The 26,899-nt window shown below is 72.1% G+C and carries 25 protein-coding genes; 15 read left to right on the top strand and 10 right to left on the bottom strand.

Annotated elements, in window-relative coordinates:
• The first annotated feature begins 31 nt into the window (after positions 1-31).
• The gene (locus ABD747_RS13130) at positions 32-784 is read left to right on the top strand and encodes a nucleotidyltransferase domain-containing protein (RefSeq protein ID WP_344805175.1); all 753 of its coding nucleotides are present in this window, start codon (positions 32-34) and stop codon (positions 782-784) included.
• 16 nt (positions 785-800) lie between these two features.
• Here ABD747_RS13130 and ABD747_RS13125 read toward each other — a convergent pair whose 3' ends face one another.
• The 4 genes from ABD747_RS13125 to ABD747_RS13110 all read right to left on the bottom strand — a co-directional run bounded on the left by ABD747_RS13125 (position 801) and on the right by ABD747_RS13110 (position 4,174).
• Positions 801-1,283, bottom strand: a complete 483-nt coding sequence (locus ABD747_RS13125) for an SRPBCC family protein (protein ID WP_344805173.1) — start codon at positions 1,281-1,283, stop codon at positions 801-803.
• Positions 1,280-1,618, bottom strand: coding sequence for an ArsR/SmtB family transcription factor (locus tag ABD747_RS13120; protein ID WP_344805171.1), 339 nt, complete (start codon positions 1,616-1,618; stop codon positions 1,280-1,282). Before ABD747_RS13120 ends, ABD747_RS13125 begins: the two co-directional genes overlap by 4 nt.
• A 117-nt stretch (positions 1,619-1,735) precedes the next feature.
• On the bottom strand, positions 1,736-3,115 hold the full coding sequence (locus ABD747_RS13115) for a cytochrome P450 (RefSeq protein ID WP_344805169.1): 1,380 nt from the start codon (positions 3,113-3,115) through the stop codon (positions 1,736-1,738).
• Positions 3,116-3,328: 213 nt separating this feature from the next.
• On the bottom strand, positions 3,329-4,174 hold the full coding sequence (locus ABD747_RS13110; RefSeq protein WP_344805167.1) for an SMP-30/gluconolactonase/LRE family protein: 846 nt from the start codon (positions 4,172-4,174) through the stop codon (positions 3,329-3,331).
• Positions 4,175-4,372: 198 nt separating this feature from the next.
• On the opposite strand from ABD747_RS13110, the gene ABD747_RS13105 reads away from it, so the two are divergent.
• Complete coding sequence (locus ABD747_RS13105; RefSeq protein WP_344805165.1) at positions 4,373-5,521, top strand: alanine racemase; 1,149 nt, start codon at positions 4,373-4,375, stop codon at positions 5,519-5,521.
• Positions 5,518-6,825, top strand: coding sequence for a D-arabinono-1,4-lactone oxidase (locus ABD747_RS13100; protein WP_344805163.1), 1,308 nt, complete (start codon positions 5,518-5,520; stop codon positions 6,823-6,825). The genes ABD747_RS13105 and ABD747_RS13100 overlap by 4 nt, the downstream gene beginning before the upstream one ends.
• Before the next feature lie 15 nt (positions 6,826-6,840).
• Here the strand turns inward: ABD747_RS13100 and ABD747_RS13095 are convergent, their stop codons facing one another.
• On the bottom strand, positions 6,841-8,163 hold the full coding sequence (locus ABD747_RS13095; protein WP_344805161.1) for an RNA polymerase sigma factor: 1,323 nt from the start codon (positions 8,161-8,163) through the stop codon (positions 6,841-6,843).
• Positions 8,160-8,534, bottom strand: coding sequence for a YciI family protein (locus ABD747_RS13090; RefSeq protein WP_344805159.1), 375 nt, complete (start codon positions 8,532-8,534; stop codon positions 8,160-8,162). Before ABD747_RS13090 ends, ABD747_RS13095 begins: the two co-directional genes overlap by 4 nt.
• A gap of 399 nt (positions 8,535-8,933) precedes the next feature.
• Between ABD747_RS13090 and ABD747_RS13085 the strand changes: the two genes are divergently transcribed.
• The 3 genes from ABD747_RS13085 (at position 8,934) to ABD747_RS13075 (ending at position 11,241) form a co-directional block, all read left to right on the top strand.
• The gene (locus ABD747_RS13085) at positions 8,934-9,428 is read left to right on the top strand and encodes a DUF3592 domain-containing protein (RefSeq protein WP_344805157.1); all 495 of its coding nucleotides are present in this window, start codon (positions 8,934-8,936) and stop codon (positions 9,426-9,428) included.
• 141 nt (positions 9,429-9,569) lie between these two features.
• Complete coding sequence (locus tag ABD747_RS13080; RefSeq protein ID WP_344805156.1) at positions 9,570-10,457, top strand: ABC transporter permease; 888 nt, start codon at positions 9,570-9,572, stop codon at positions 10,455-10,457.
• A complete protein-coding gene (locus tag ABD747_RS13075; RefSeq protein WP_344805154.1) occupies positions 10,432-11,241 on the top strand; it encodes an ABC transporter ATP-binding protein in 810 nt (269 codons plus the stop codon). Before ABD747_RS13080 ends, ABD747_RS13075 begins: the two co-directional genes overlap by 26 nt.
• 40 nt (positions 11,242-11,281) lie before the next feature.
• Here the strand turns inward: ABD747_RS13075 and ABD747_RS13070 are convergent, their stop codons facing one another.
• Positions 11,282-11,683, bottom strand: a complete 402-nt coding sequence (locus ABD747_RS13070; protein WP_344805152.1) for a hypothetical protein — start codon at positions 11,681-11,683, stop codon at positions 11,282-11,284.
• A gap of 88 nt (positions 11,684-11,771) precedes the next feature.
• Between ABD747_RS13070 and ABD747_RS13065 the strand changes: the two genes are divergently transcribed.
• The 7 genes from ABD747_RS13065 (at position 11,772) to ABD747_RS13035 (ending at position 19,647) form a co-directional block, all read left to right on the top strand.
• Positions 11,772-12,797, top strand: a complete 1,026-nt coding sequence (locus ABD747_RS13065; protein WP_344805150.1) for an LCP family protein — start codon at positions 11,772-11,774, stop codon at positions 12,795-12,797.
• A 1-nt stretch (position 12,798) separates the two neighbouring features.
• Positions 12,799-14,214: an MFS transporter gene (locus ABD747_RS13060; RefSeq protein ID WP_344805148.1), complete on the top strand. Its 1,416-nt coding sequence runs from the start codon at positions 12,799-12,801 to the stop codon at positions 14,212-14,214.
• Positions 14,215-14,469: 255 nt separating this feature from the next.
• On the top strand, positions 14,470-16,539 hold the full coding sequence (locus ABD747_RS13055; RefSeq protein ID WP_344805146.1) for a cytochrome c oxidase assembly protein: 2,070 nt from the start codon (positions 14,470-14,472) through the stop codon (positions 16,537-16,539).
• Positions 16,540-16,573: 34 nt separating this feature from the next.
• Positions 16,574-17,173 carry a hypothetical protein gene (locus ABD747_RS13050; RefSeq protein WP_344805144.1) on the top strand — a complete coding sequence of 200 codons (600 nt, stop codon included), beginning with the start codon at positions 16,574-16,576 and terminating at the stop codon, positions 17,171-17,173.
• A gap of 71 nt (positions 17,174-17,244) precedes the next feature.
• Positions 17,245-18,012, top strand: a complete 768-nt coding sequence (locus tag ABD747_RS13045; protein ID WP_344805142.1) for a YcnI family copper-binding membrane protein — start codon at positions 17,245-17,247, stop codon at positions 18,010-18,012.
• Positions 18,009-18,590 carry a copper resistance CopC family protein gene (locus ABD747_RS13040; RefSeq protein WP_344805140.1) on the top strand — a complete coding sequence of 194 codons (582 nt, stop codon included), beginning with the start codon at positions 18,009-18,011 and terminating at the stop codon, positions 18,588-18,590. Before ABD747_RS13045 ends, ABD747_RS13040 begins: the two co-directional genes overlap by 4 nt.
• Positions 18,591-18,747: 157 nt before the next feature.
• Positions 18,748-19,647, top strand: coding sequence for a DMT family transporter (locus ABD747_RS13035; protein ID WP_344805138.1), 900 nt, complete (start codon positions 18,748-18,750; stop codon positions 19,645-19,647).
• Positions 19,648-19,664: 17 nt separating this feature from the next.
• Here the strand turns inward: ABD747_RS13035 and ABD747_RS13030 are convergent, their stop codons facing one another.
• Complete coding sequence (locus ABD747_RS13030; protein WP_344805387.1) at positions 19,665-21,098, bottom strand: CCA tRNA nucleotidyltransferase; 1,434 nt, start codon at positions 21,096-21,098, stop codon at positions 19,665-19,667.
• 120 nt (positions 21,099-21,218) lie between these two features.
• Here ABD747_RS13030 and ABD747_RS13025 point away from each other — a divergent pair, with 120 nt between their 5' ends.
• Both ABD747_RS13025 and ABD747_RS13020 read left to right on the top strand, forming a co-directional pair.
• Positions 21,219-23,369 (top strand): penicillin acylase family protein, encoded by a 2,151-nt coding sequence (locus tag ABD747_RS13025; RefSeq protein ID WP_344805136.1) that lies wholly within the window; start codon positions 21,219-21,221, stop codon positions 23,367-23,369.
• Positions 23,366-24,463, top strand: a complete 1,098-nt coding sequence (locus tag ABD747_RS13020) for an AI-2E family transporter (RefSeq protein WP_344805134.1) — start codon at positions 23,366-23,368, stop codon at positions 24,461-24,463. The genes ABD747_RS13025 and ABD747_RS13020 overlap by 4 nt, the downstream gene beginning before the upstream one ends.
• A gap of 163 nt (positions 24,464-24,626) precedes the next feature.
• On the opposite strand, the gene ABD747_RS13015 is transcribed toward ABD747_RS13020, so the two are convergent.
• Positions 24,627-26,063 (bottom strand): DUF2252 domain-containing protein, encoded by a 1,437-nt coding sequence (locus ABD747_RS13015; RefSeq protein WP_344805132.1) that lies wholly within the window; start codon positions 26,061-26,063, stop codon positions 24,627-24,629.
• 56 nt (positions 26,064-26,119) lie between these two features.
• Positions 26,120-26,710, bottom strand: coding sequence for an RICIN domain-containing protein (locus ABD747_RS13010; RefSeq protein ID WP_344805130.1), 591 nt, complete (start codon positions 26,708-26,710; stop codon positions 26,120-26,122).
• Between the last annotated feature and the right edge of the window lie 189 nt (positions 26,711-26,899).

Here is a 26,899-nt window from a genome sequence, read left to right as displayed (position 1 = left end):
TCAGGGTTCGCCGAGATGACAGGCTGGCTGGGTGAGCCACGAACTCCCGCCGCCGGTCGAGCGCGTGGTCGACCTGGTCGCCGGCCTGTCGGGCGTGGTGGCCGTCGTGCTGGGCGGTTCCCGCGCGACCCGGTCGGCGACCGCGGACTCCGACTGGGACCTCGGCGTCTACTACCGCGGGGCGCCGGACCTGACCCGGCTGGCCGCGATCGGCGAGGTGCACGCCCCGGGATCCTGGGGACGGCTGATGAACGGCGGCGCCTGGCTGAGGGTGGACGGGATCCGGGTCGACGCCCTGCTCCGCGACCTGGACGTGGTCGAGCACTGGACCGCAGAGGCAGCGGACGGCAGGTTCGAGGTGGACGGCCTGCTCGGATACCTGGCCGGCTTCCCGACCTACACGCTGACCGCCGAGCTCGCGTCATCCGTCCTGCTCCTGGGCGAGCTGGCCGTCCCGACGGACTATCCGGCAGCACTCGCCGCCGCGGCACCACCGAACTGGCGGTTCCGCCGGGACTTCGCCCTCAGCCACGCCCGGCGCGCCGCCGAGCTGGGCAACGACGTGGCGGCCCTCGGTCAGCTGGCCCGCGCCTGCGTCGAGGAGGCCCATGCCCGGCACTGCGAGCGCCGGACCTGGGTCCTCAACGAGAAGCGGATCTTCGCCGGCACGGGATTGTCGCCCGTCCTGCCCCTCGGTGACGCCCGCAATCTCGGCACTGTCGGCGATCTCGGCACTGTCGGCGACCTGGTCCGGACGGTCGCCGATCGGTTGCGATCGGGATGAGTCGCGGCCGGTGGGCTCAGCCGACCCGGTCGAGCCGCTCGACCACCGCCTGGTAGCGCTCGAGGTAGAGCGGCCAGCCACCGGCGCTCTGCAGTCCGAGGAAGCCCTCCCACCCGTCGCCGTGCCGGTCGAGATGCCGGTGTTCGAGATCGACCCGGGTCCGCTCGGGCGCCTCGGCGGTGAACCGGACCTCGACCTCGCTGGTCCGGGCCGGGTCGGTCTCGAGCTGCCAGCGCGGGCTGATGTCCCAGCTGAACACGACCCGGGTCGGCGGTTCGTACTCGAGCACCCGACCCCAGGCGCAGACGCTGCCGTCCTCGCCGATGTCGTGGATCGTGCCACCCACCAGCGGCTCGAACACGGTCCTGGCGATCGGGCTGGAGAGCAGGTTGTGCTCGTGCGGCTTGATCTCGTCGAAGTGCTCGGTGAACACCGCAAACGCGTGCTCGGCGGGTGCGTCGATCGTCACGGACAGCCGGAAGCTGGTGTCCTCGGTCATTGGTGAGGCCTCTCGGGGTCGTAGGTCTGCTCGCTGAGCCGCTTCAAGTTCGCCAGCGTGCCGGACCAGAACTCCTCCAGCTCTCGGCGGAGCTGGTCGAGCCCTTCTTGGCGCAGTTCGTACAGTCGGAGCCGGCCGCGCGCCCGGACGTCCACCAGCCGGGCGTCGTGCAGGACCCGCAGGTGCTGGGACACGGCCGGTCGGCTGACCGGCAGCTCGCGAGCGATGTCGGTGACCGAGCGCGGACCGTGCGCGACGGAGGCGAGCACGCGACGCCGAGTGGGATCGGCCATCGCCTGCCACGGATCCCCCGCCCGGGCCAGTGTTGCGGTCACAATGCGTGAGCTATCACTTACGTATTGAGCGGGAAAGACCCGAAGCCGCACGGTCTGGCCGGCCGCGCGGGACCAGAGTCTGCAGAGACTGTGCGAACTGCTGCTGGGCGGGGCCGATCAGCGCGGCCGTACGTCCAGCGGCAGTCGACCGGTCGGCATCAAGGTGATGGCGGCATGGACCGGCGTGGCGGCCAGCGGCGAGGTGACCTCGAAGGCCTGCAGCACCGTCGCCACCGTGATCTGGACCTCGGTCAGCGAGATCGGCCGGCCGATGCACGCGCGGGCGCCGACCCCGAACGGCAGCCAGGCATACCGATGGCCGCCCGGATGCTCACCCTCGGCGAGGTCGAACCGGCTCGGGTCGAACCGCTCCGGGTCCGGCCAGACCCGGGCCGAGTGGTGTGCGCCCCAGATCGACACCTCGACCCACGAGCCGGCCGGGATCCGGTGAGCCCCGAGGGTCTGCTCGGTGGCCGTGCTGCGGCCCATGCCGTGCGCCGCCGGGAACAGCCGCAACGTCTCCCGGACGACCCGGTCGGTCCACGGCAACCGATCCAGGTCGGCCGCGCTCGGCGGCCGGCCCCGCAGCGCGTGGTCCACCTCGGCCCGCAACCGCCGCTGCCATTCCGGGTGCTGGGCGAGCATCAGCAGCACGCAGCTGAGCGTGACCGCGGTGGTGTCGTGACCGGCCAGCAAGAAGAGCATTGCCTGGTCCGCCACCTCGCGGTCGGTCAGCCGGTCGGCCTCGTCCTCGGCGTCCCGGGCGGCACAGAGCAGGCCGAGCATGTCGGTGGCGCGCACCGGGTACGGGCCGCGCCGGGCGGTCACCAGGTCGTCGGCGATCGCCCGCGCCTCCCGCAGCCCGTGCCGGATCCGGCGGTTCCCCGGCGTCGGCGCCCAGCCCGGCGGCGGGTGCGGCGAGACTGCGCGCCGCAGCAGCTGGTCGTTGACCACCCGGAACCGGGTCAGCAGCTCCGCCGCCGCCGACATGTCGGCGCCGAACAGGATGCGGCCGCTGACCCGCGACGCCATCCGCACCATCTCCGGATACGCGTCCAGCGTGACGCCGCGCGCCGCGAGCCCCCGCCAGCGCTCGACCAGGCGCTGCGCCTCGTCGGTCATCACCGGCGCGTACTGCTCGGCCAGCCGGCGCCGGGTGAACATCGAGGCCAGAAACCGCCGCTGCCGGTGCCAGGTCTCGTGCTCGCTGGTGAGCATGTTGTCGCCGAGCGCGGAGCGCAGCTCGCGATAGCCCGGGTGGTGCTTGCCGAACCGGTCCGGGCTAGCGAGCACCTCCTCGATCAGATCGGGTGCGGTGACGCTGTAGATGGTCAGCCGCCAGCCGGGCGGACCGGCCACGATCCGCGCCAGGCCGCCGATGTCGCGATCGGCTCGCGAGATGGTGCCCAGATAGTCGGAACGCAGACCGCGCAGGGAACCGACCACCGGCCAACCCGAAAGGGTCGGCACCTCCAGACCCGCGGTCTGCGTGGTCACCCTTCGAGGCTACGCCGCGCGGCGCAGGATGTACTCCGCTCCGAACACAGGCCGTACCGGAACCGCTTCACACCGCTCGCTGCCGCCCCGCACCCTCCACAACTCGGACCCTCCACAAGGGGTGTGGGGCGACAGCCCGGGGCGTACAGCGCGTCAGCAGTGAGGCGGCCGACCTGACCGAGGTCGAGGCGTCCCGCGCGACCGCAATGCCGGCTACCAGCCCGGGTAGCCGGCCCGCGGCGCGGGTGCGCCGACCGCCAGCAGCTGGCCGCCGCTGGCGGTCAGATCCGGGCCCCAGGCGTTGGCGGTGATGTAGAGGGTGGGCGCGGACGTACCGCCGAGGATGCAGGCGAACGCGCCCCGGTCCAGCGGTACGTCGGCCAGCACCTGGCCGCCCTCGGCCACCCGGACGCAGTGCGCGCTGCCGACGTCGGCGAGCCAGGCCGCGCCGTCGGCATCCAGGGTGATCCCGTCCGGGTGGTCGCCCGGCACGCTCGCCCAGACCCGGCGGCCGGACAGGCCGCCGTCCTCGGCGATGTCGTACGCGGTCAGGCAGTCGGCGTACGACTCGGCGACGATCAGGGTCGAGTTGTCGGCCGTGACCGCCATCCCGTTCGGGAAGGCCAGCCCCTCGGCCACCCGCCGCACGGTCCCGTCCGGGCGGACCAACACCACGAACCCGGGCGCGAACTCGCCCTCCGGGAACGCGAAGCCGATGCTGTTCACGTACGCGTTCCCGCGGCCGTCGACGACGATGTCGTTCCATGGGTGGGTGCCTTCGGGGGCGAGGTCGGCGAGCGGCTCCAGCCGGCCGTCGCTCCGCCGCCGCAGCAGCGCCCGCTCGGTCGAGGACACCACCAGCAACGTTCCGTCCGGGGCGAAGTCGAAGCACAGCGGCAGCGACGCGTGCTCGACCACGACCTCGGCCGCGCCACTCGCCTCGTCGACGGCCACGATCCGGCCGGCCATCCAGTCGGCGAACCAGATCCGGCCGTCGTGCCAACGCGGCGACTCCCCCATCGCGATGCCGTCGAGAACCAGCCGGGGCAGACCCGCCATCTCGTGCCTCCTCGCATCCTGCCGCTGACGTGCTGGCTCTGACCTGGCAACGCCGCCGATCTCATCGGGTCGTGGGAACAGCTTCACACCGCCCGCTGCCGCCGCACACCCTCCACCCGGGGTGTGCGGCGGCAGCCAGAGGTGTGAAGCACCCTTCGGGGGGCGTCCGGCCGAGCGCGGCCGACTAGGGTTGCCGCCGTGGAACAGGGGATCGCGAGGCTGCAGGCCGCAACCGCGGATCTCGAACCGCCGTTCGCGGTGGTGGACTTGGAGGCCCTGCGGGCCAATACCGACGACCTCGCCCGGCGCGCCGCCGGCGTACCGATCCGGGTGGCGTCGAAGTCCGTCCGCTGCCGCGTGATCCTGGACCGCACGCTCGACCGTCCGGAGTTCGCGGGACTGATGGCGTACGCGCTGCGCGAGGCCGGCTGGCTCGCGGGCCAGGGGCACGACGACGTCATGGTCGGCTACCCGAGCGCGGACGTCGGCGCCATCGCCGCGCTGGACGACGAGCTCGCCGCCCGGATCGTGTTGATGGTGGACAGCCCCGAGCACGTCGAGCTGATCCGGCGGCACGCCCGGGTGCCGGTCCGGGTGTGTCTCGACGTGGACGCGTCGCTACGGCTCGGGCCGATCCATCTCGGCGTCCGGCGATCGCCCGTGCATACAGTGGCGCAGGCGCGGGCCGCCGCCGAGACCATCGCCGCGGAGCCCGGCGTGACGTTGGTCGGGCTGATGTTCTACGACGCCCAGATCGCGGGTCTGCCGGACAGCTCCGCGGCCGTACGGCTGGTCAAGCGCCGGTCGGCGGCCGAGCTCGCGCACCGCCGTGCCGCCGTGGTGGACGCGGTGTCGGCGATCGCCCCGCTGACCCTGGTGAACGGTGGCGGCACCGGCAGCCTGCACATCACCGGTCGCGACCGGGCGCTGACCGAGCTGGCCGCGGGCTCCGGGCTGTATGCGCCCACCTTGTTCGACGGCTACCGCGACTTCAACCCGCGCCCGGCGGCGTACTTCGTCTCCGCGGTGACCCGCCGGCCGAGCCGCCGGCACGCCGTGGCGTACTCCGGCGGCTATGTCGCGTCCGGGCCGCCGGGCTGGTCCCGGGTCCCACGCCCGGTCTGGCCGGCGGGTCTCGGCCTGCTCGGCAGCGAGGGTGCCGGCGAGGTGCAGACCCCCCTGCGCGGTCCGGGCGTTCGCGATCTCCGGCTCGGCGACCGGGTCTGGTTTCGGCACGCCAAGGCCGGCGAGCTGTGCGAGCGGTTCGACCGGCTGCACCTGGTCGACGGCGACGGCTCGGTCACCTCGGTGCCGACGTATCGGGGTGAGGGGAAGAACTTCGGATGAGCGACCCGCGCTGGCGCAACTGGGCCGGCAACCAGCGCTGCGAGCCGTCCGACACGGTGCACCCGGCGACGGTGGACGAGCTGGCGGCCACCATCACCGCCGCCGCCCAGCGCGGGCTTCACGTGAAACCGGTGGGAGCCGGGCACAGCTTCACCCCGATCGCGCTGACCGACGGGATCCAGCTGGACCTCGACCGGCTGACCGGGATCACCGCCGTCGTGCCGGAGTCCGGTCGCGGCACGACGCTGGTGACGGTCCGCGGCGGCACCCGGCTGGCCGAGCTGAACGCCACCCTGGCCACCCTCGGGCTGGCGCTGGAGAACCTCGGCGACATCGACCGGCAGACGATCACCGGCGCGCTGGCCACCGGGACTCACGGCACCGGGGCCCGGCTCGGCGGGCTCGCCACCCAGGTCGCGGCGCTGACCCTGGTCACCGCCGACGGCAGCGTGCTGCGCTGCGACGCCGAGCAGCACCCGGACGTGTTCGCCGCGGCCCGGGTGGGCATCGGCGCGCTCGGGGTGGTCAGCGACGTCACGCTGCGCTGCGTGCCGGCGTTCCGACTCCGGGCCATCGAGCGGCCCGGCCGGCTGGCGGAGACGCTGGAGTCGTTCCCGGAGACCGTGCAGGCCCACGACCACGCCGAGTTCTACTGGTTCCCGCACACCGACAGGGTGCTCACCAAGGTCAACGACCGGGCCGAGGACGGCCGGCCGCTGAACCGGCTGCGCTTCCTGCTCGACGACGAGGTGCTGTCCAACGGCCTGTTCCGGGTGGTGAACGAGATCGGCCGGCTGCGGCCGAGCGCGATCCCGACCATCAACCAGGTCTCCGCCCGCGCGCTGTCGGCGCGCACCTACACCGCGCCGTCGTACCAGGTCTTCACCTCCCCGCGCCGGGTCCGGTTCAGCGAGAGCGAGTACGCCGTCCCGCGCGCCGCGCTGCCCGACGTGATCGGCGCCCTCCGCGGCTGGCTGGACGGCCACGACGAGACCGTCGCCTTCCCGGTCGAGGTCCGGGTCGCCGCCGCCGACGACATCTGGCTGTCCACCGGCTTCGAGCGGGAGAACGCGTACGTCGCCGTGCACCAGTTCAACAAGCGCCCGGACCAGCGCTACTTCGCCGCGTTCGAGTCGATCGTCGCCGAGCACGCGGGCCGGCCGCACTGGGGCAAGCTGCACACCCTGGACGCGGCCCGGTTGGCCGCGCTGTATCCGCGGCACGCCGACTTCGTCGCGGTCCGGGACCGGCTGGACCCGGGCCGGACCTTCGACAACGGCTATCTCCGCCGGGTGCTCGGCTGACTTCGTCGCCGCCGCTCAGTCGGGCAGCCGGGTGCGCAGCAGCGCCTGCTCGGCCGGGTTGCCGGTCAGCGTGAGGGCTCGTTCGTTGGCGGCCCGGGCTCCGGCGGAGTCGCCCAGCCGAGTCAGTAACGCGGCCCGCGTGGCGTGGAACAAGTGGTAGCCGGTCAGCCGTTCGCCGAGCTCGTCGACCTCGGCCAGCGCCCCCGCCGGGCCGTCCACCTCGGCCAGCGCGATCGCCCGGTTGAGCCGGATCACCGGCGACGGGTCGAGCGCGAGCAGCATGTCGTAGAGGATCAGGATCTGCAGCCAGTCGGTGTCGGCCGCGGTGCCCGCCGAGGCGTGGCAGCCGGCGATGGCCGCCTGCAGCTGGAACCGGCCGCGCCGGCGCATCGCGGCCGCGTGGGCCAGATAGCCGTCGGCCCGGGCGATCGCCACCCCGTCCCAGCGGGAGCGGTCCTGCTCGGCCAGCGTGAGCAGCCGGCCGTCCGCGCCGAACCGGGCCGAGGCCCGCGAGGACAGGAACGTGAGCAGGGCGAGCAGCCCCCAGGCCTCCGGCTCGGTGGGCAGCGCCCGGGCGACCAGCTCGGCCAGCCAGATCGCGTCGTCGGCCACCATGGTCGCCGCCGGGTCGAGATAGCCGGCGTTGTAGGCCACCGCGACCACGGTCAGCACGTCGTCCAACCGGCCGGCCAGCTGCTCGCCGGCGGGCACCGCGAACGGGATGCCGGCGGCCGTGATCTTGCGCTTCGCCCGGACCAGCCGCTGAGCCATCGTCGGCTCGGGCACGAGGAAGGCACGGGCCAGCTGCGGCGTGGTCATCCCGACCACCGCCCGCAGGGTGAGCGCGAGCCGCGACTCGGCCGCGAGCGCGGGGTGGCAGCAGGCGAACAGCATCGGCACCCGCTCGTCGGAGCCGCCGAGCGAGTCAGGGCCACCCGGGAATCCCGGCCCGTCGGCCGAGTCGGGGCCGGAGCCGGCGGCGCTCAGTGGGTCCTCGCCCAGGGTGTCGATCAGCCGGCGGTTGCGCGCGCCGGTCCGCAGCAGGTCGATCGCCTTCCGCCTGGCGGTGACGGTCAGCCAGCCGCCCGGGTTGGCCGGCACGCCCTCGGCCCGCCAGACCCGCAGGGCGGTGATGATCGCCTCCTGCACCGCCTCCTCGGCGAGGTCGAAGTCGCCGAGGCGGCGGTGCATCGAGGCGACGATCAGACCGGCCTCGGCCCTGACCACCTGGGCCAGGGCCGCGTCGGTCACGCCGCCGGGCACACCGCCGGTGGCACCGCCGGGCACGCCGTCGGGCGGCACACCGTCGGGCAGGGGCGCCCCATCGGGCGAGCTCACATCGGCATGTCGTCGGAGTGGTCGACGATCGGCCGGATCTCCACCGCGCAGCCCGGCAGCACCAGCATCGGCCACTCCTTGGCCATCCCGATCGCGACGTCGAGATCGTCGACGTCGACCACGCTGAACCCGCCGATGCTCTCCTTGGCCTCCGAGAACGGCCCGTCCACGACCACCGGCGCCCCGTCGGCCGCGGCCGACTTGACCGAGGTCGCGGTGGTGGGCTCCTGCAGCTCCGCGCCGCCGTCGGCGAACGAGTCGGCGTACTTCCCGAACCACCCGTAGATGGCCTGGTACACCTCCTGCTGCCGCTCGGCCGGCACGTCGGCCATCAGCTCGGGGGTGCTCGTGTACATCAGCACGTATTTCATCGGACAACTCCTCCTGGAGGGACTCGGACACTCCTCCTACGCACGGGCCGGCGCAGAATCGACACCTGGACGGCAGGATCTTCGCCGAGCCTCCCATGACGCCACCCTGCCCGGCCCCGCTCACCCAACTCTCCGCTCGGCGCACCCCGACGCACCCTCGCGTATCTCGACCGCGGCTCGGCTCGCCGACTCACCACTTCGCTCACCGAACCGCGACTTCGCAGACCGGCGACGGTGAGCGAAGTCGCCCCAAGCCGAGCGAACTGGGGCCCGAGTAGCGCGGCAGCGACCTGGAACCCGACCAGAGCGGGCAGCGACCTCCAGTTCGAGCAGCGACGTGACGCTCCGGACGCACGGGCGCAGGCTCCGGATGGCCGCCGTACCTCCTATGCTCCAACTGTGCGCTGGCTGAGGTTCCCGCGGCTGCTCGGCGTCATCGCCTGCGTCTACCTGATGGCGCTGGCGGTGCTGTTCGGCCACCTCTCGGTGCAGAACTATCGCTTCGTCCACCATGCCGTCCAGGCCACCGGCACGGTCGTGGCGCTGGACCCCCGGCCGCCGGCGGGCTCCACCCGGACCCTGCGGGACGCGACCCTGGCGCCCAAGGTGAGGTACGAGGTCGGCGGCGAGACCTACTACTACACCGCAGCGCACGGGACCTACCGGCCGCGGCACCGGGTCGGCAGCACGGTCGTCGTGCTGTACGACCCGGCCGACCCCGCAAAAGCTCGGCTGCGCGGCGAGGGCCGGCTGATGGTGCCGTTGATCACATCGGGCTTCGCCACGGCGGCCCTGATCGTCGGGTTCGTGCTGGTCCGGACGCGCAACCTGGGACGGGCCCCGGGAAACGATTCCCCGGCGCGGTCGAGCGATTCGGTGCCGACCGGACCATGACCGCACCGGCGCCGGCGGTCCGTACGATTCGGCGCGCTTCGGCCGCCTCGCGGCGCGGTCGACACGCTCGGCCGCGGGCGCGATCGTGGCAGACTATCCCCTGCTCAACAGCGAAAAGGCACGACGACGAGGAAGGCGGTGATGGCCGTGGCACTGGTGGAGGGTAACGAGACCGAGACCGAGTTCGAGCCCATTTACCACCATTACACCCCGCACAAAGCGGGGTTGCCGCCGCTGATCCCGTACTTCCGCGAGCTGTGGCACCGCAAGCCGTTCGCCAGCGAGATGAGCCGCGCGACCATGCGCGGCGCGAACACCTCGACCTTCTTCGGGCAGGCCTGGCTGGTCATCAACCCGCTGCTGTCCGCGGGCGTGTACTACCTGCTGGTCACCATCCTGCGCGGACAGCACGACCCGACCCTGTTCCTGCACCTGACCGCGACGCTGTTCGTCTTCGGCATCATCCAGACCTCGATCACCCAGGGTTCGACCTCGGTCACGGGCTCGGGCAAGCTGCTGATCAACACCGCGTTCCCGCGCCTCCTGATCCCGCTGTCCACGGTGCGGACGGCGTTCTTCCGGTTCCTGCCGACCATTCCGGTCTATCTGGTGCTGCACCTGCTGCTGGCCAAGCTCACCAGCTGGCACCCGATGATGCTCGGCGCGCTCTACTTCTTGGCCATGATGGTGCTGTTCAGCATGGGGCTGGCCGCGTTCTTCGCCGCGTTGCAGGTCTACTTCCGCGACACCTCGCAGTTCCTGCCCTACTTCGTCCGGCTCTGGATGTATCTCGCGCCGGTGCTGTGGTTGCCGGAGATGATCAGCCACTTCAACCACACCCTGCAGCTGATCATCAAGGCCAATCCGCTCTACTCCTACCTGTCGGGCTACTCGATGCTGCTCCAGGAGCACCGGGTCCCGCCCCCCTGGATGTGGATCGCGGCGGCCGCGTGGGCCATCGGTGCGGTGATCGTCGGCTTCTGGTACTTCATCTCGAGGGAGCGTGAGTTCGCTGTCCGAATCCAATAAGTCTGCGCCGGGCACCAGCTCGCTCGCGGTCAAGGTCGACGACCTGCACATCACGTACAAGACCACCTTCGAGCGCAAGCCCACGCTGAAATCGGCCCTGATGCGGTTCGGCCGCGGCGAGCGCGGCGTGTTCGAGGTCGAGGCCATCAAGGGCGTCAGCTTCGAGGTCGCCAACGGCGTCTCGATGGGGATCATGGGCTCCAACGGCGCCGGCAAGTCCACCCTGATGCGGGCGATGGCCGGCATCCTGCCGCCGACCAAGGGCTCGATCGAGGTCTGGGGCAAGGCGAGCACCCTGCTCGCCCTCGGCGTCGGTTTCAACCCGAACCTGTCGGGCCGGGAGAACATCATCCTCGGCGGGCTGGCCACCGGGCTGACCCGGGTCGAGGTCGAGGAGCGGGCCGACGAGGTCGCCGAGTGGACCGAGCTGGGCGAGTTCATCGACATGCCGATGCGGACGTACAGCTCGGGCATGTCGGCCCGGGTGGCGTTCTCGGTGGCCGTGCACATGAAGCCCGACATCTTGATGATCGACGAGGCCCTGTCCACCGGCGACGCGAAGTTCCGGGAGAAGGCGAACGCCAAGATGGCCGAGCTGCGCGACAGCGCGCGGGCCATGTTCCTGGTCAGTCACGGCCTGAACAGCATCCAGGAGATGTGCAACGAGGCGATCTGGCTGAACAAGGGCGAGCTGATGATGCGCGGCGAGCCGGGCGAGGTGATCGACGCCTACATGAGCTTCCTGAAGGTGAAGAAGACCGCCACCGCGACCGAGGAGATCTGAGGGCCGTGTCTCCCGGCTCACGTACGCGCGCCGGGGAGGCCTAGTCCACCCGGCCCTTGCGCTCGAGGGTCCAGCGCAGGAAGTCGGCGAGCGGGCCGGACTCGCCGTCGCGGCCACCCTTGCCGATCTCCAGCGGCGGCGGGCTGGGCTGCAGCCGGACGCCGCGGAGGCGCTCCTTCCAGCCGCCGGGCACGGTCAGCACGAAGAACGACCCGTCCTCGCCGACGGCGAGCGACTTGTTGCGGCGGACGTACCAGCCGGACTTGTCGGTCTTCACCGTCGCGCCGTCGAACAGGGTGGCCTGCAGCGGCTCCGGAATGAGCCCGGCCGAGCGCGCGTCCGCCACGAACTGGTCGATCAGCACCTGCGCCTTCGCCGCCTCGCCGCGCTGGGCGTTGGCCGCGAGCTCGGCGCGCCGCGCCGCCTCCTCCGCACGACTCATGTGACGAAGGGTATACTCGGTCGTTTGGATTCCGTCGGGGCCGACCCCATACACTTGATCGGACATCCGACCGAAGGAATCTCACACTTTGTCCGCCGTTGACAGTCCCGTCAAGCCTGCGCCCGGTGGCTCGCCCGAGCCGTCGCCGAAGAAGCGCCGAGGCCTCAAGGTCGTCCTGATCGCGCTCGCCGTCCTGCTGGTCGGGACCGCGAGCGCCGGCGCGATCTACGCGTACACGATCAATCGCAGCGTCAGCCAGAACATCCAGCGGGCCGACACGCTGCCGACCGACGGAACCGGCGGCACCACCACCGGCCAGCCGACGGTGACCGAGACCGGCACGCTCGACTACGTGCTGCTGGGCTCCGACAGCCGCAACACCGACCCCGGCGACGGCCGCAGCGACTCGATCATGGTCGTCCACCTGGACAAGAACCGGGACAAGGCGACCATCGTCTCCTTCCCGCGGGACATGTACGTCGACATCCCCGGCTACGGCATGAACAAGATCAATGCCGCCTACTCCTTCGGCGGCGCCAAGCTCACCGTGGAGACGCTGCAGAATCTGCTCGGCTACAAGATGGACCACGTCGTGCTGATCGACTTCCAGGGGTTCATCGCCTTGACCAAGGATCTCGGCGGCGTGACGGTGAAGAACAAGACGGCGTTCACCTCGCACGGCTACAGCTATCCCAAGGGCAACATCACCATCTCGGGCCAGAAGGCGCTCTGGTTCGTCCGCGAGCGGCACGCCCTGCCGGGCGGCGACCTGGACCGCGCCGCCAACCAGCGGAACGTGATCAAGGCCATCGTGGCCAAGGGTCTGAGCGTCGACAACGTGGCCGACCCGGTGAAGTTCACCGCCTTCTTGAGCAACGTGGCGAAGAACATCACCGTCGACCAGACGCTGACCGACGCCGACATCCGCAACACCGCCCTGTCGCTGCGGCTGGACGCGAGCGACATCGAGCTGCTGCAGGCACCGCTGGCCGGGTTCGAGACGGTCAACGGCCAAGACGTCGACGTGGTCGACAAGACCAAGCTGGCCGAGCTCGCCAAGGCGCTGAGGACCGACACGGTCGACACGTACCTGAAGAAGTACCCCAAGGGCTGAGATGGTCGGACCGCGGAGGGACTCCGAGGACGGGGCCCCTCCCGCGACGAGTGCGTCGCCGGCTCCGGCCGGCGACGACCACTCCGCACCGCGCGCCGCCGGATTCCTACCGGCGCTGCGCCAGCTGTGGCGGCACCGGTACTTCCGCCGGCTGATGGCCATCCGGGTCGCGACCCAGACCAGCGACGGTGTGCTGCAGATCGCGCTGGCCTCGTACGTCCTCTTCTCGCCGGAGCGCCAGCCGGACGCGGCCTCGGTGGCCGCCGTGCTCGCGGTGACGCTGCTGCCGTTCTCGCTGATCGGACCGTTCGTCAGCGTGGTGCTGGACCGCTGGTCGCGCCGCCAGGTCATCCTCGTGGTGGACACCTCACGGGCGGTGCTGGCCCTCGCCCTGGCCGCGCTGGTCGCCACCGGACTGCGGACCGGTCCGGTCGAGGCCGTGTTCTACGGCGGCGTGTTGCTCGCGATGAGCCTCAACCGCTTCCTGCTCGCCGGGCTCTCCGCCGCGCTGCCGCACACCATCGAGCGTGGCGAGTACATGGTCGCCAACTCGGTCGTGCCGACCATCGGGCCGGCCGGTGCGCTGGTCGGGGCCGCGATCGGCACGTCGCTCCGGCTGCTGCTCGGTGCGCACCTGCCCGACTACGTCGCCAACGCCGCGGTCTTCGCTGTCGCCGCGCTGGGCTTCGCGGTCAGCGCGACGCTGTCGCTGCGAATCCCGCGCCGTCGGCTCGGCCCGGACGAGCTCGAACCCACCTCGGCCGGCGACGTCGTGCATGGCCTGGTCGCCGCCGTCCGGCACCTGGTCGAGCGGCGGCCGGCCGGTCTCGGCCTGCTCACGATCGGCGCCCAGCGGATCGTCTACGGCGTAGTCACCGTCGCCACGATCCTGGTCTATCGCAACTACTTCCACCCGGTCACCGAGGTCGAACCCGCCATCGCCGATCTCGGTCTGCTGGTCGGCTTCACCGGGGCGGGTTTCGTCCTCGCCGCGGTGGTGACCCCGCCGATGACGGCCCGGATCGGGGTCCGGGCCTGGGTCATCAGCTGCCTGTTCGGCTCGGCGCTGTTCCAGCTGGTACCAGGAGCGATCTATACCAAGGTCTGGCTGATGGTCGCCGCGTTCCTGCTCGGGCTGACTGCCCAGTGCGTCAAGATCTGCGTCGACACCCTGGTCCAAGCGCACGTCGACGACGACTTCAAGGGCCGGGTGTTCGTCATCTACGACATGATCTTCAACGTCGTGCTGGTCGCCGCCGCCGGCATCGCCGCGCTGATCGTGCCGACCAACGGCAAGTCCGTCTTGGTGCTCGCCGCGATGGCCGGCTGCTACCTGCTGGTCGGCGTCTGGTTCACCCTGGTCAGCCGCGGGCTCGAGATGGACGCCGGCACCGAGTCCATGCGCTCCGCCGGCTGACCCTTCACCCGGAACCCGCTAGCTCGCGCCGGCTTGCCCGCGCCAACTCGGATCCCAGTCTGGGGCAGTTCACCGCGGCCCGTTGGCAAGGACGGTTTCCCTGAAATCGTCCCCCCAGTGCCGCCCCGCAGGGCGATTCGGCGGCCCCGGCACGCGCTGCAGGGACGAAATCAGGGGTGGCGCGGTTCGGGGCCGTCCTGGGCCGGCTCGAGCCGACGGCCCGACCCGGCGTTCGCGGGTCCTTAGACTGTCGGCATGCGGGCCGACCAGGCCCCGGCGGCTCCGGGGACGATGACGCGCGGGCCCGCGACCTCCCGGCGCGAAGCACTGCTCGTCGCCGGGGTGGCCCTCGCCGCGGGCATCGCGGTCTCCCTGCTGGCCCTCGGGCTCACCGGCGGGCTGTCCCCGGACGAGGGTCCCTTCGACTCCGGTGCCCTGGTCCGCTACGGCCTGCCGATCGCCAAGACCGTCCGAGACGTCGCCGCGGCCGCGACGGTCGGCTTCCTGATCACCGCGACCTGGATCGTCAGCGCCCGGCCGAGTACCGACCCGGACAGCCTCGGTGGCGCCCGGCGGCCGCTGGCCAGGGCGGCCATCGCCGCATCGGTGAGCTGGGGCCTCGCCGCGATCGTCACCATCGTGCTCACCGCCGCCGACGTGTCCGGCTTTCCCGTCGGCACCCCCGGCTTCGCCTCCGTCGTGGTCTCCTTCGTCGGCCAGATCGACCTCGGGCGCGAGCTCGGCGCGAGCCTGCTGGCCGTGATCGTCACCGCCAACCTGGCGATCCTGGCGACCCGGCTGACCACGCTCGCCTGGGCCGCGGTGTTCTCCGTGATCGCGCTGCTGCCCCTCGCCCTGACCGGGCATGCCGCCGGCGCGCGGGACCACATGAACGCGGTGGACAGCCTGGCGTTCCACCTGGTCGGCGTGTGTCTGTGGGCCGGCGGACTGGCCGCGTTGCTGCTCGTCGCCGGCCGGCTCGGCGATCAGCTGCCGACCGCGGCGAGGCGCTATTCGACGCTGGCCGGCTGGTGCTTCCTGACCGTCGCGCTGTCCGGGATCGTGAACGCCGCGCTGCGGCTCGGGTCGATCGCCGGCCTGGCAACGCCGTACGGCCTGCTGATCGTCGGCAAGGCGCTGGCGCTCGGCGCCCTCGGTCTGGCCGGGCTCGCGCACCGGCGCTTCACCCTCAAGCGATTGGATCGGGCCCGCTCGGAGGGCGGCCGGATCGAGCACGAGGGGCACTGGTTCGCTCGTCTGGCGACCGTCGAGCTGATCGTGATGGGCGGCACCATGGGGCTCGCGGTGGCCCTGGCGCAGTCGGCGCCGCCGGTCCCCGACGAGCCGCTGGACCCGGTCTCCTCGCTGCTCGGCTACCCCGCGCCGCCGCCGCTGACCACCTGGACGTACTTCACCGAGTTCTATCCCGATCTGCTCTGGCTGACGGTGGCCGTGGTGTTCGCCGGCTGCTACCTCGCCGGGGCGATCCGGTTGTGGCGCCGCGGCGACGCCTGGTCCAAGCCGCGCACGGCGTCCTGGCTGGTGGGGTGCCTGGTGCTGGTCGCGGTGACCAGCGGCGGCATCGGGGTGTACGGACGGCTGCACTTCAGCACCCACATGCTGCAGCACATGCTGCTGATGATCGTGGTGCCCTTCTTCTGGGTGATCGGCGCACCGATCACGCTGGCGCTGCGGGCGCTCCGCAGCCGGACCGACGCCAGCCTCGGCCCGCGCGAGACCCTGCTCCGGATCGTCCACTCCCGGGTGCTGCGGGTGCTCGGCCACCCGCTGTTCAGCGAGGCGTTCTTCATCGTCAGCCTGATCGCGTTCTACTACAGCTTCCTGTTCTCGCTGGCGATGTTCACCCACGGCGGCCACGTGCTGATGACCGCCCACTTCCTGCTGGTCGGCTATCTGTTCATCTGGTCGCTGATCGGCACCGACCCGGGTCCGGCCCGGCCGCCGTACGCCTTCCGGCTCGTGCTGCTGCTGATGGCGATGGGGTTCCACGCGATCTTCGGGATCACCTTGATGAGCTCGGGCGCGCTGCTCGCGCCGGACTGGTGGCATGCGCTGGGGTACACCGACGACGCGGCGTTGGTGGCGGACCAGCAGAAGGGCGGCGGGATCGCCTGGGGTGCCGGCGACCTGCCGTCGTTCGTGCTCGCGATCGCGCTGCTGGTGGTCTGGTTCTCCAGCGATCAGCGGGAGAGCCGCCGGCGGGATCGGCAGGCCGACCGCGACGGCGACGCCGAACTGAAGAGCTACAACGAGAGACTCGCCGCCATGCACCGCCGCGACACCGGTGGTTCCGATGGGTCCTGACCGCGCCCGGGCCGTCAGGATCGGACACCGACTGGTGCCGGGCCGGCCAAGCCCGCTGGCCGGGCCGCGGCGGCTGGCCCGGATCGGCGCGCTCGGCGGTGCGTCCATGCTGCTGGCCACCGGTGCCCACGTGGCCGCCGGTGGCCGGCTGCCGTCGCTCGCCGTGCTGCTCGTCACCGGCTTTCTGGTCGGCCTGGTCGCGACCACACTGACCGCGCGACGCTGCCGGCTCGGCCGGCTCGTCGTCGCGCTCGCGATCGAGCAGGCGCTGCTGCACCTGGTCTTCGACGCGATCTCGATGCCGGGCGGCTGCCCCGGCGGCATGGCCGGCGGCCACGCGGCCGCGATGACCGGCTGCCTCACCGGCGGCCAGGTCGCGGCGGCCGGACCGGACCTGGGGATGCTGCTGGCCCACGGCATCGCGACCCTGGCCACCGCCTGGCTGCTGGCCCGCGGCGAGCGGCTGGTGTGGGACCTGTGCGAACGCGCCGTCCGGGCGGCTGGCGCCGCGCCGACGGTGCGAGTCCGCCGACCCAGGCCGGGCCGAGCGGTGCCCGGCCCGGTCCTCCGGTCGACCCACGTGGCGGAGGCCGCCGAACCGCGCGGACCGCCGGCGCACGCCTGGTCCGCCTGACCTGGCCTCGGTGAGGTCGGGCGGACTCCGCGTCAGCACCGCCCGTCCGATCTCTCCCCGAAGGAATCACCATGTCTGCATCACCCCGCGTCCGGCCGGCGGCCCGGACCGCGGCCGCCGTCCTGCTGGCCGGCGGCCTGCTGCTCGCCGCGGCGACGCCGGCCGGCGCGCACGTCCATGTCGAGGCCGACGACGCCGTCGCCGGCGGCTTCAGCGTGCTCACCTTCCGCGTCCCCAACGAGTCCGACACCGCCGGCACCGTCGCCGTCGCGGTCACGCTGCCGACCGAGACCCCGTTCCTGTACGTCAGCAGCAAGCCGGTGCCCGGCTGGTCGGTCTCCGCACCGAAGGAGACGTTGCCCAAGCCGGTCGACTACGAGGGGACGACCATCACCAAGGCGGTCCGGACGGTCACCTGGACCGCGGCGAACCGAACTCGGATCGGGCCCGGCGAGTTCGGCGAGTTCGAGCTGTCGGTCGGGCCGCTGCCCGACCCGGGCACGATCGTCGTCCCGGTCGCCCAGACCTACTCCGACGGGAAGGTGGTCCGCTGGGACCAGCCGACACCGGCCTCCGGCGACGAGCCGGAGCGCCCGGCCCCGACCTTCGAGGTGGCGGCGGCCGCCGCGGACGATCACCACGACCCGGGTACGCCCGCCTCGGCATCGGCGTCCCCGGTCGAGTCGGATCACGGGTCTGCGGCCGACGCCGGATCCGGTGGCGACCCGGCCGCGCGGGTGCTGGGCGGCGCCGGGCTGCTCCTCGGTGCCGCCGCGCTGGTCGTCGCCGTCAGCAGCCGTCGCCGGGCCGGGTCCGGCGGACCGCGGGGAACCGCGTGAGGACGTACGTCCGCCGCGCCGGTCTGCTCGCCGTCGCCCTGCTGGTCGCCCTCGGCGGCTGGCTGGCGGCGGCGAGCCCGGCCTCGGCCCACAACACGCTGCGCTCGACCTCGCCGGCGGACCGGTCCACGGTCGCCGCGGTACCTGCCGAGGTGGTGCTGACATTCGACGAGCCGGCGATCGCGATGGGCACCGAGATCGTCGTCACCGGCCCGGCCGGGGCGGTCGGCGACGGACCCGCCCGGCTCGTCGACGAGACCGTCGGCCAGCCGATCAGGGCCGGCTCGCCGGCAGGCGACTACACCGTGCAGTGGCGGGTCACCTCCGCCGACGGTCACCCCATCACCGGCACGTTCACGTTCACCGCCAGCGCTCCCGGCGGCTCCTCCGCCGGCCCGTCGACCGGGCCGTCAGCCGGCGCCTCGAGTGGAACCGGCAGCGGTTCGTCGGTGGGGGACGGCTCGGCAGCCCGCACCCGCGTACCTACCTGGGTCTGGCCGGTGATCGCCGTCGCGCTGCTGCTGTCTGCCCTCACCTCGGCCGGCGTCGCCCGCCGCCGGAGCCGGCGCTCCCGCTAGCGTCGTGTTCACCGGGTTCCTCGGCGGTTGGCACTCCCGGCCCCCGGAAAGTGTGCCGACACCGCACTCTGAATCGCTTCAGAGCTGCGAGTGGCGCCCACTTTTCGGGGTCCAGGGCCGGCGAAAACTGTCGGCGGCACGGCGTACCGTGTGGCCGGTGACGAGACGTGGCTGGCTGCTGTTCGGCACCCTGGGGGTGTTCTGGGGCGTTCCCTATCTCTTCATCCGGATTGCGGTCACCGAGCTCGACCCGGTGGTGGTCGCGGGCGGCCGGACCCTGCTGGGCGCGCTGATCCTGCTGCCGTTCGCGCTGCGGGCAAAATCGCTCCGACCGGTGTTCGGCCGCTGGCGCTGGCTGCTGCTCTATACCGGGGTCGAGATCGTCGGTCCGTGGATCCTGCTCGGTCACGCCGAGACCCGGCTGAACAGCTCCACCACCGGTCTGCTGATCGCCATGGTGCCGATCGTCGCCGCGATCATCCTGACCGCCACCGGCCAGGACCATCTCGGCACGCGCCGGGTCGCCGGACTGGTGATCGGCCTGGTCGGGGTCGGGCTGCTGGTCGGTCTGGACCTGCGGTTCGACGACCTGGTGGCGATGCTGCAGGTGCTCGGCGTCGTCGTCGGCTATGCGATCGGTCCCATCATCGTCAGCCGCAAGCTGGCCGACCTGCCCTCGATCGGGGTGATCACCTCATCGCTCGTGCTGGCCGCGGTCGTCTACCTGCCGTTCGCGATCTGGCTACGGCCGGCGACCGTCAGCGCCGCCGCGATCGGCTCGGTGGTGGTGCTCGCGGTGGTCTGCACCGCCGGGGCGTTCATGGTGATGTTCGCCCTGATCGCCGAGGCCGGACCGGCCCGGATGACCCTGATCACCTACGTCAACCCGGCCGTCGCCGTGCTGCTCGGTGCCCTGGTGCTGAACGAGCCGATCACCCTGGGGCTGATCCTCGGCTTCCCGCTGATCATCGTCGGCTCGATCCTCGGCACCTGGCGCAACGCCACCCCGGTCGAAGCGGGCATCGAGCCGGAGGTCACCGCCACCGAGCGCACGTGAGGATCAGGACGTGAGGTTCAGGAGGACCGGGCCGCCCACCAGGCGAGCAGGGTCTCGCGGGCCTGGTCCTCGCTCGCCGGTCCGTGTTCGAGCCGGTGCTCCAGCAGCATCCGATAGGCTTGGCCGACCTGCGGGCCGGGGCCGATGCCGAGGATCGCCATGATCTGCTGGCCGTCCAGGTCGGGCCGGATCGCGGCCAGCTCCTCCTGCTCCGCCAGCACGTCGATCCGCTCCTCCAGGTCGTCGTACGCCGCCCGCAACCGGGCCGCCTTCGCCTGGTTCCGGGTGGTGCAGTCGGCGCGGGTGAGGATGTGCAGCCGCGGCAGCTGGTCGCCGGCGTCGCGGACGTACCGGCGGACGGCGGAGTCGGTCCACTGCCCGTCGCCGTAGCCATGGAAGCGCAGGTGCAGCTCGACCAACGTGGCCACGTCCTTGACCACCTCGCTCGGGAACCGCAGCGCAGTCAGCCGTTTGCGGGCGAGCTTCGCGCCGACCACGTCGTGGTGATGGAAGGTCACCTTGCCGCCGGCCTCGAACCGGCGCGTGTCCGGCTTGCCGATGTCGTGCAGCAGCGCCGCGAGCCGGAGCACCAGGTCCGGCTCGCCGAACCGTTCCCGTTCCAGGTCGATGGCCTGCTCCAACACGGTCAGCGAGTGCTCGAAGACGTCCTTGTGCCGGTGGTGCTCGTCCCGCTCCAGCCGGAGCGCGGGCAGCTCCGGCAGCACCCGGTCGGCCAGCCCGGTGAGCACCAGCAGTGCCAGCCCGGCCCGCGGCCGGTCGCTCAGCAGCAGCTTCGACAACTCGTCGCGGACCCGTTCGGCGGACACGATCGAGATCCGGTCCGCCATCGCCGTCATCGCCGCGATCACGTCCGCCGCCGGACGGAAGCCGAGGCTCGAGGTGAACCGCGCGGCGCGCATCATCCGCAGCGGATCGTCGCTGAACGACACCTCCGGCGGGGCCGGCGTCCGCAGCACCCCCTCGGACAGGTCGCGCAGACCGCCGTACGGGTCGCTGAACCGCTTGCCGGGAATCGAGACCGCCATCGCGTTCACGGTGAAGTCGCGCCGGATCAGGTCGCCCTCGAGAGTGTCGCCGAACTCGACGATCGGCTTGCGACTCTCCGCCTCATAGGCGTCAGCGCGATAGGTGGTCACCTCGATCACCCAGCTGGCCCCACCCTCGTCGACCTTGCAGCCGATCGTGCCGAACGCCTTGCCGATCGTCCAGACCGAGCGGCTGAACGATCGCAGCAGCCGCTCGATCTCGTCCGGCCGGGCCGAGGTGGTGAGGTCGAGGTCGTGTCCGAGCTGGCCCAGCAACGCGTCCCGGACGCTGCCACCGACCAGGTAGAGCTCGTGCCCGGCCTTCTCGAACAGCCGACCGAGCCGGTCGACCACCGGCGCGATCCGGAGCAGCTCCGTGACCGCACGGGTCTGCGCGTTGCTCAGTCGGGCCTGGGACACGCTGGCCAACTCTAGCGAGTCCGACCGGCCGGCCAGCCCGGCTTTTCGCCGCGATCCGCCTCGGTAGCCGCCGACCGCGGCAGCGGATCGGCCAGACTGGCCCCCGTGCCCACCGCCCCCGACCCGCGACCGCCCGGCCGCGGCACGATCTTCCGGGACGACTTCGGCGTACCGCACCTATGGGCCGACACCGTCGACGACCTGGCGTACGTCCAGGGCTGGGAAGCCGCGTACGAGCGGGCCTGGCAGCTGGAGTACGGCCGGCTGCGGGCCGAGGGCCGGACCGCGGCGCTGCTCGGCTCGGCCGCGGTGGAGTGGGACGTCTTCGCCCGCCGGGCCCGGATCGTCGACACCGCGCGGCGGGCGTACGACCGGCTGGACGCCCGGACCCGATCCTGGTGCGCCGCGTACGTCGAAGGGGTCAACGACGCCCTCCCGCTCGGTGCCGCGGACTCCGCCGAGTTCGCAGCCCTCGGCGCGACGCCGGGGCGCTGGTCGTCGTGGAGCCCGCTGGCGGTGTTCGCGGGGATCCACATCCTGTTCGGCACCTGCCAGTACAAGTTGTGGCGGGCGCACGTCGCGGCCACCCTCGGCGCGGAGTTCATCGACCTGTTCGACGTCGACGGCGGGCCCGAGGGCGGCAGCAACGCGTACGCGGTGACCGGGCCGCGCTCCCCGACCGGGCTCCCCCTGGTCGCCGGCGACCCGCACCGCTATCTGGAGGCGCCGAACGCCTATCAACAGGTCCGGCTCGCCTGCCCCGCGTTCGACGTGGTCGGCCTGGCCTTCCCCGGTGTGCCCGGCATCGCCCACTTCGGGCACGCCGGCGCCGTCGCCTGGGCCACCACGAATGCGATGGCCGACTACCAGGACCTCTATCTGGAACGGCTCGGGTCCGACCCCGAGACCGGGCCGTGGGTCGCCGGTCCGCGGGGACGCGAGCCGGTCGAGCGCCGGTTCGAGCGGATCGAGGTTCGCGACGGCGAGGCGGTCCGGGTCGAGGCGGTCGAGACCGCACGCGGCCCGGTGGTGCTGGAGCTGGCTGACGGCCGCTGCTACAGCCTGCGGACGCCGTCCCGGGTGACCTCGAGTCTCGGTTTCGGGGCCCTGCTGCCGCTGCTGCACGCGCGTGACGTCGACGACGTAACCGCCGCGATGACCGGGTGGGTCGAGCCGGTGAACGCCTTGGTCATCGCGGACGCGACCGGCCGGCTGCGCGAGCAGGTGGTCGGTCTGGTCCCCGAGCGCAGCCCGGCCAACCGGGTGCTGCCCGCCGACGGCGCCGACCCGGCCGCGACCTGGACGGGTGACTACGGCCGGCCCGGTGGCCGGGACGGGGAACTCGTGGTCAACGGCAACGACGCCGCGAGTGGCGCCGGCCTGGGCTACGACTACGCCGCGCCCCAGCGCGCCGCCCGGATCCGCTATCTGGTCGAACGTGGCGCCGCGTTCGACGCCGCTGGGCTCGCCGCGGTCTCGCTCGACACCGACCAGCCAGCAGCGGGCACGCTCCGTATGTTGCTGAGCGACCCGTCCCTGGCCGCCCGGCTCGGTCCGGCCGCGGCGGAGGTCCGCGACCGGCTGCTGGGCTGGGACGGCCGGGCCGACGCGGCCAGTTCCGAGGCAGCGCTGTTCGCGGCGTGGCGCTCGGCCTTCGTCCGCTGGCTGCTGGACCAGCCGGCGCTGGCGCCGTTGACCGCCGCGTCCGGGTTGCCCGACCTGTTCGCGCGCTGGGTCGAGCCCGTGGCCCGGGCCGGCGCCGCCTGGGAGCGGCTCGCGGGAGCGGCCGACCGGCTCCGGCTGGACGTACGGTCCGGGACCGCGCTGGCCCTCGACCAGGTCGCCGGCGCACCGCCGACCGCCTGGGGCGACACCCACCGCTACCGCCCGCTGCACCCACTGGCCGGACGGCCGGGCGCCCCGGAGGTGCCCGCCGCAGCGCTGTCCGGCGACTACGGCTGCGTGCTCGCCGCGCGCAGCCAGCCGGGCGTCACCGACGCGTGCACGTTCGGTCCGGTCGCGCGCTATCTGTGGGACCTGACCGATCGGGACCGCAGCCGCTGGGTGGTCCCGCTGGGATCGTCCGCACGGTCCTCGAGTCCGCATCGCACCGATCAGCTCGACCGCTGGGCCGGGGGTGAGACGATTCCGATCGTCACCGCGTGGCAGCGACTTCGGCTCGACCGGGTGCTGCCGCCTGCCACAGCACGCCCGGCCGTCCCGACGGACCGTCCCGACCCCGAAAGCGACCGATGACCGACAGCCGACGCCCGATCCCCCGCGCCCTGATCATCCTGCTCGCGGTGGCCGCCGGCGGGATCGTGACGCTCACGCTGCGTCAGGTCGGCTGGCTCGTCGCACCGGTGATGCTGGCCCTGGTGCTGGTCATCTTGTTCCAGCCCGTGCATGCCTGGCTCCGCCGCAAGCGGGTGCCGGAGATCCTCTCCCTGATCGCGTTCGTGCTGGTGGTCTTCGGCGTACTGATCGCCGTCGTGGCGATCATCGCGCTCTCACTGACCCGGCTGGCCGCGATCCTGCCCGGCTATGCGGCGAACGCCGATCAGTTGTTCGCCCGGACCGCCGAGCGGCTGTCCGGGCTCGGCTTCGGCCGGGACGAGATCCGGTCCACCCTCGGCAACTTCGACCTGCGCCGGCTGAGCGGCCCGCTGGCGACCCTGGTCAGCCGGCTGAGCAGCCTGATCGCGACCTCGGTGTTCCTGTTCAGCCTGCTGATCTTCCTCTCGGTGGAGGCGACCAGCGCCGGCCCCCGGCTGGTGGAGCTGGCCCGGCTCAAACCGCGAACGGCGGCGGCGCTGCACGGGTTCGCCCGCAACACCCGCCGGTTCCTCGCCGTGACCGCCATCTTCGGCCTGATCACCGGCACCGCGAACACGCTGTTGCTGGTCTGGCTGGACATCCCGCTTGCGCTGCTGTGGGGGCTGCTCGCGGCGGTCTGCAACTTCATCCCGTACGTCGGCTTCGTGATCGGGCTGGTCCCGCCGGCGCTGCTGGCCCTGCTGGGCGGGGACTGGCGGCTGATGATCTTCGTCGTGATCGCGTACGTTCTGCTGAACTCGCTGTTCACCTCGCTGATCCAGCCCTATTTCATCGGCGACGCGGTCGGTGTCTCGGTGACCGTGACGCTGATCTCGCTGGTCTTCTGGGGCTGGGTGCTGGGCCCGCTCGGAGCGATCCTGGCGATCCCGCTGACGCTGCTGGCGAAGGCCGTGCTGGTCGATCCCGACCCGAACGCCGCCTGGGCCGAGGCCCTCATCGGCTCCACCCGGCGGCATCGCAAGGACGTCGCCCCGCCCACCACCGGATCCGAGCCCGATCCCGCCGCCCCCTGACCCCCGTCCACACGCCCTGTCCCCATCCGCCTCGCCCGCGGCCGGCCCCTCCCCTCGCCGGCGCCCGCACTCGCGCCCGCGAAACTGTGCAGTTCCTGCAGCGACACGCCGGGCGCGAGTGCAACAGCTGCACAGTTTCCGGAGCGGGAGGGGCGGGAGAGGGTCAGGGTTCGGGGGCGACGGTGATCGCGCCCGAGTCGGCGGCGGCGCGCAGGGCGGCGTAGTCGGCCTCGTTCTTGTCCGCGTACGCGGTCGCAAACGCGAGGATCGCCCGGTCGAACGCGTCGCCGCCGCCGAGATAGGCGGCGATCGCCATCCGGTCGCCGGAACGGGCATGGGCCCGGGCCAGGGTCTGCCCGCAGGCCCGGGCATAGAAGGTCAGCTGGCGGACCGTCATCTCCTGGCTGTCGAAGGAGCCCTTCCAGTCCCGGAACTGACGCAGGTAGTAGTCGCGCCGGGTCCCGCCCAGCGTGACGGCCTCCCGCCAGCCCAGCATCGGGTCGCCGAACGCCTGCATCAGCCGCTGCCCCTCGACCACCCGCTGCCCCTGGTGGCTGATCCGCGGGCCCGCCAGATAGGGCGCCAGCACCGATTCCTGGGCCTCCTTCGCCTGCAGGATCACCGCGTCGGCGTCGTTCGCCCCGGTCAGCAGCACCACCCAGGCGGCCGTGCCGACGCTGCCGACCCCGACGACCCGCCGGGCGACCTCGACCAGGTGATACTGCTGCAGCAGCCGGCGGCGGTCCGCGGAAAGGGTCTGGGCGTAGCCGGCGAGCAGCATCGCGATCCAGGCCATCAGCTCGTTCTGGTCCGCGGTCGGCATCAGCTCGGCGAGCGGCACCAGCACCGGTGGCTGGCTGACGAATCGGGGCCGCCCGTCCACCGTCTCGGTGAGCTTGCGGACCGCCTGCATGGTGTCGCGGCTGCGCGCCTTCGCCACCGTCTTGCTGGCGGCGGCGAACTCCTCCTTCGTCGCGCCCTCGGGCCGGCTGGCCAGCACCGCATCGATGTCGATGTGGGAGTAGAACACCTCCCGGCTCGTCCGGCCGGCGTAGCGGCGCATCCTCCTCCGGTACGCCGAGGCCGCGGCCAGCACCACCGGCTCCCGCTCGGCCGGACCGAACCCGGCCTGGCGCATCGCGATGTCGAAGCTGGCCGCCAGCCGCTTCACGTCCCACTCGAACGGACCGGGGTAGGTCTCGTCGAAGTCGTTCAGGTCGAACATCAGCCGGCGTTCGGGCGAGGCGAACAGGCCGAAGTTGTCCAGATGGGCGTCCCCGCACAGCTGGACGAACAGGTCGCTCCGCGGGCCGCCACCCAGATCGGCGGCCATCACCGCGGCCGCGCCCCGATAGAAGGTGAACGGGGACACCAGCATCCTGGCGTAGCGCAGCGGGATCAGCTCCGCGATCCGGTTCGCCTCCTGGCCGCGCAGGATGCTCACCGCGTCCTGCTCTCCGGGCACCAGCTCGGCCAAGCTCCGGCGGGACACCCGCCGCCGGGTCTGCCGGCCGTAGGCCCGCTGGTCGGCCTCGCTCGCGTACGCGATCGGCCACTTGTCCACCAGCGGGCCCCGTTGGGTCCAATCCACCTCGGTCACGGCGCCAACCCTTCCGGACATACGCGCGTCGCGTCCAGATCAGCGTCGAACACCACTCAGCCGACGCCGCCGAACCCGAAGTTGAACATCTGGTTGTCGGCGCTGCCCAGACCCTTCTGGAAGTACTGGATGGCCAGCGTTCCGTTCGCCGTCGAGGCGTTGCCGATGTCGATCACCAGCCCGCTGTTGCGGTTGAACACCCAGCGGTAGCCCTTGCCGGTCAGCAGGCCCTTGTCGGCGAGCTTGTGCATGTACCAGCGCTGGCTCGGCTTGCCGCCGGTGAAGTCGCACGGCTGCTGGACCAGGTGCGCGCCGGCCGAGGTGGAGCGGTTCTCCACGTCGAGGCACATCCCGCTGTTCCGGTTCTGCAGCACGAAGTCGGGCGTATCCGTGGCGTTCGGCGCCGCGGCCACGTTCACCTGCCGCCACTGCTGGTTCTCCCCGCCGATGAACGGGAACTGGATGACGTGGGCGTTGGCGCTGGTGCTGGCCTCGCCGACGTCGAGCACCTTGCCGGAGTGCAGCGCCTCGAGCTTCACGAACGGCACCACGGCCGAGGCGGTGGGCGCCGCGGCGGCCAGGCCTCCGACGGTCAGCGCAGCGGCCGCGGTAGCCAGCGCGGCGACGCGACGGCGATTGCTCGTCATGATCTCTCCTTCCGCCGAGGAGCTGGGGTGTGGTGCGTGCCGGAACTGCTTGTTCCGGCACGGCTCCGTCGGCGGGGGAAGAGAGCGCACCCGGCGCGCCGCCCGGACGCGGTTACCCAGAAGTACGCAACACCCCGCGCCGCGGATCGAGACCGTCACGTCCCCGACTCGCCGAGCGAGCGGCCGGCA

The sequence above is a fragment of the Microlunatus ginsengisoli genome (assembly GCF_039537205.1).
Classification (GTDB): domain Bacteria; phylum Actinomycetota; class Actinomycetes; order Propionibacteriales; family Propionibacteriaceae; genus Microlunatus; species Microlunatus ginsengisoli.
The sequence above is the reverse complement of the archived record's forward strand: the minus strand, read 5'-3'. Positions and strand labels throughout refer to the sequence as shown.

Coding starts and splice junctions, on each gene's coding strand:
- ABD747_RS13080 (WP_344805156.1), top strand. CDS start 9,570: ATGGCCGTGGCACTGGTGGAGGGTAACGAGACCGAGACCGAGTTCGAG.
- ABD747_RS13070 (WP_344805152.1), bottom strand. CDS start 11,683: ATGAGTCGTGCGGAGGAGGCGGCGCGGCGCGCCGAGCTCGCGGCCAAC.
- ABD747_RS13100 (WP_344805163.1), top strand. CDS start 5,518: ATGAGCGACCCGCGCTGGCGCAACTGGGCCGGCAACCAGCGCTGCGAG.
- ABD747_RS13045 (WP_344805142.1), top strand. CDS start 17,245: ATGTCTGCATCACCCCGCGTCCGGCCGGCGGCCCGGACCGCGGCCGCC.
- ABD747_RS13125 (WP_344805173.1), bottom strand. CDS start 1,283: ATGACCGAGGACACCAGCTTCCGGCTGTCCGTGACGATCGACGCACCC.
- ABD747_RS13110 (WP_344805167.1), bottom strand. CDS start 4,174: ATGGCGGGTCTGCCCCGGCTGGTTCTCGACGGCATCGCGATGGGGGAG.
- ABD747_RS13055 (WP_344805146.1), top strand. CDS start 14,470: ATGCGGGCCGACCAGGCCCCGGCGGCTCCGGGGACGATGACGCGCGGG.
- ABD747_RS13090 (WP_344805159.1), bottom strand. CDS start 8,534: ATGAAATACGTGCTGATGTACACGAGCACCCCCGAGCTGATGGCCGAC.
- ABD747_RS13020 (WP_344805134.1), top strand. CDS start 23,366: ATGACCGACAGCCGACGCCCGATCCCCCGCGCCCTGATCATCCTGCTC.
- ABD747_RS13010 (WP_344805130.1), bottom strand. CDS start 26,710: ATGACGAGCAATCGCCGTCGCGTCGCCGCGCTGGCTACCGCGGCCGCT.
- ABD747_RS13060 (WP_344805148.1), top strand. CDS start 12,799: ATGGTCGGACCGCGGAGGGACTCCGAGGACGGGGCCCCTCCCGCGACG.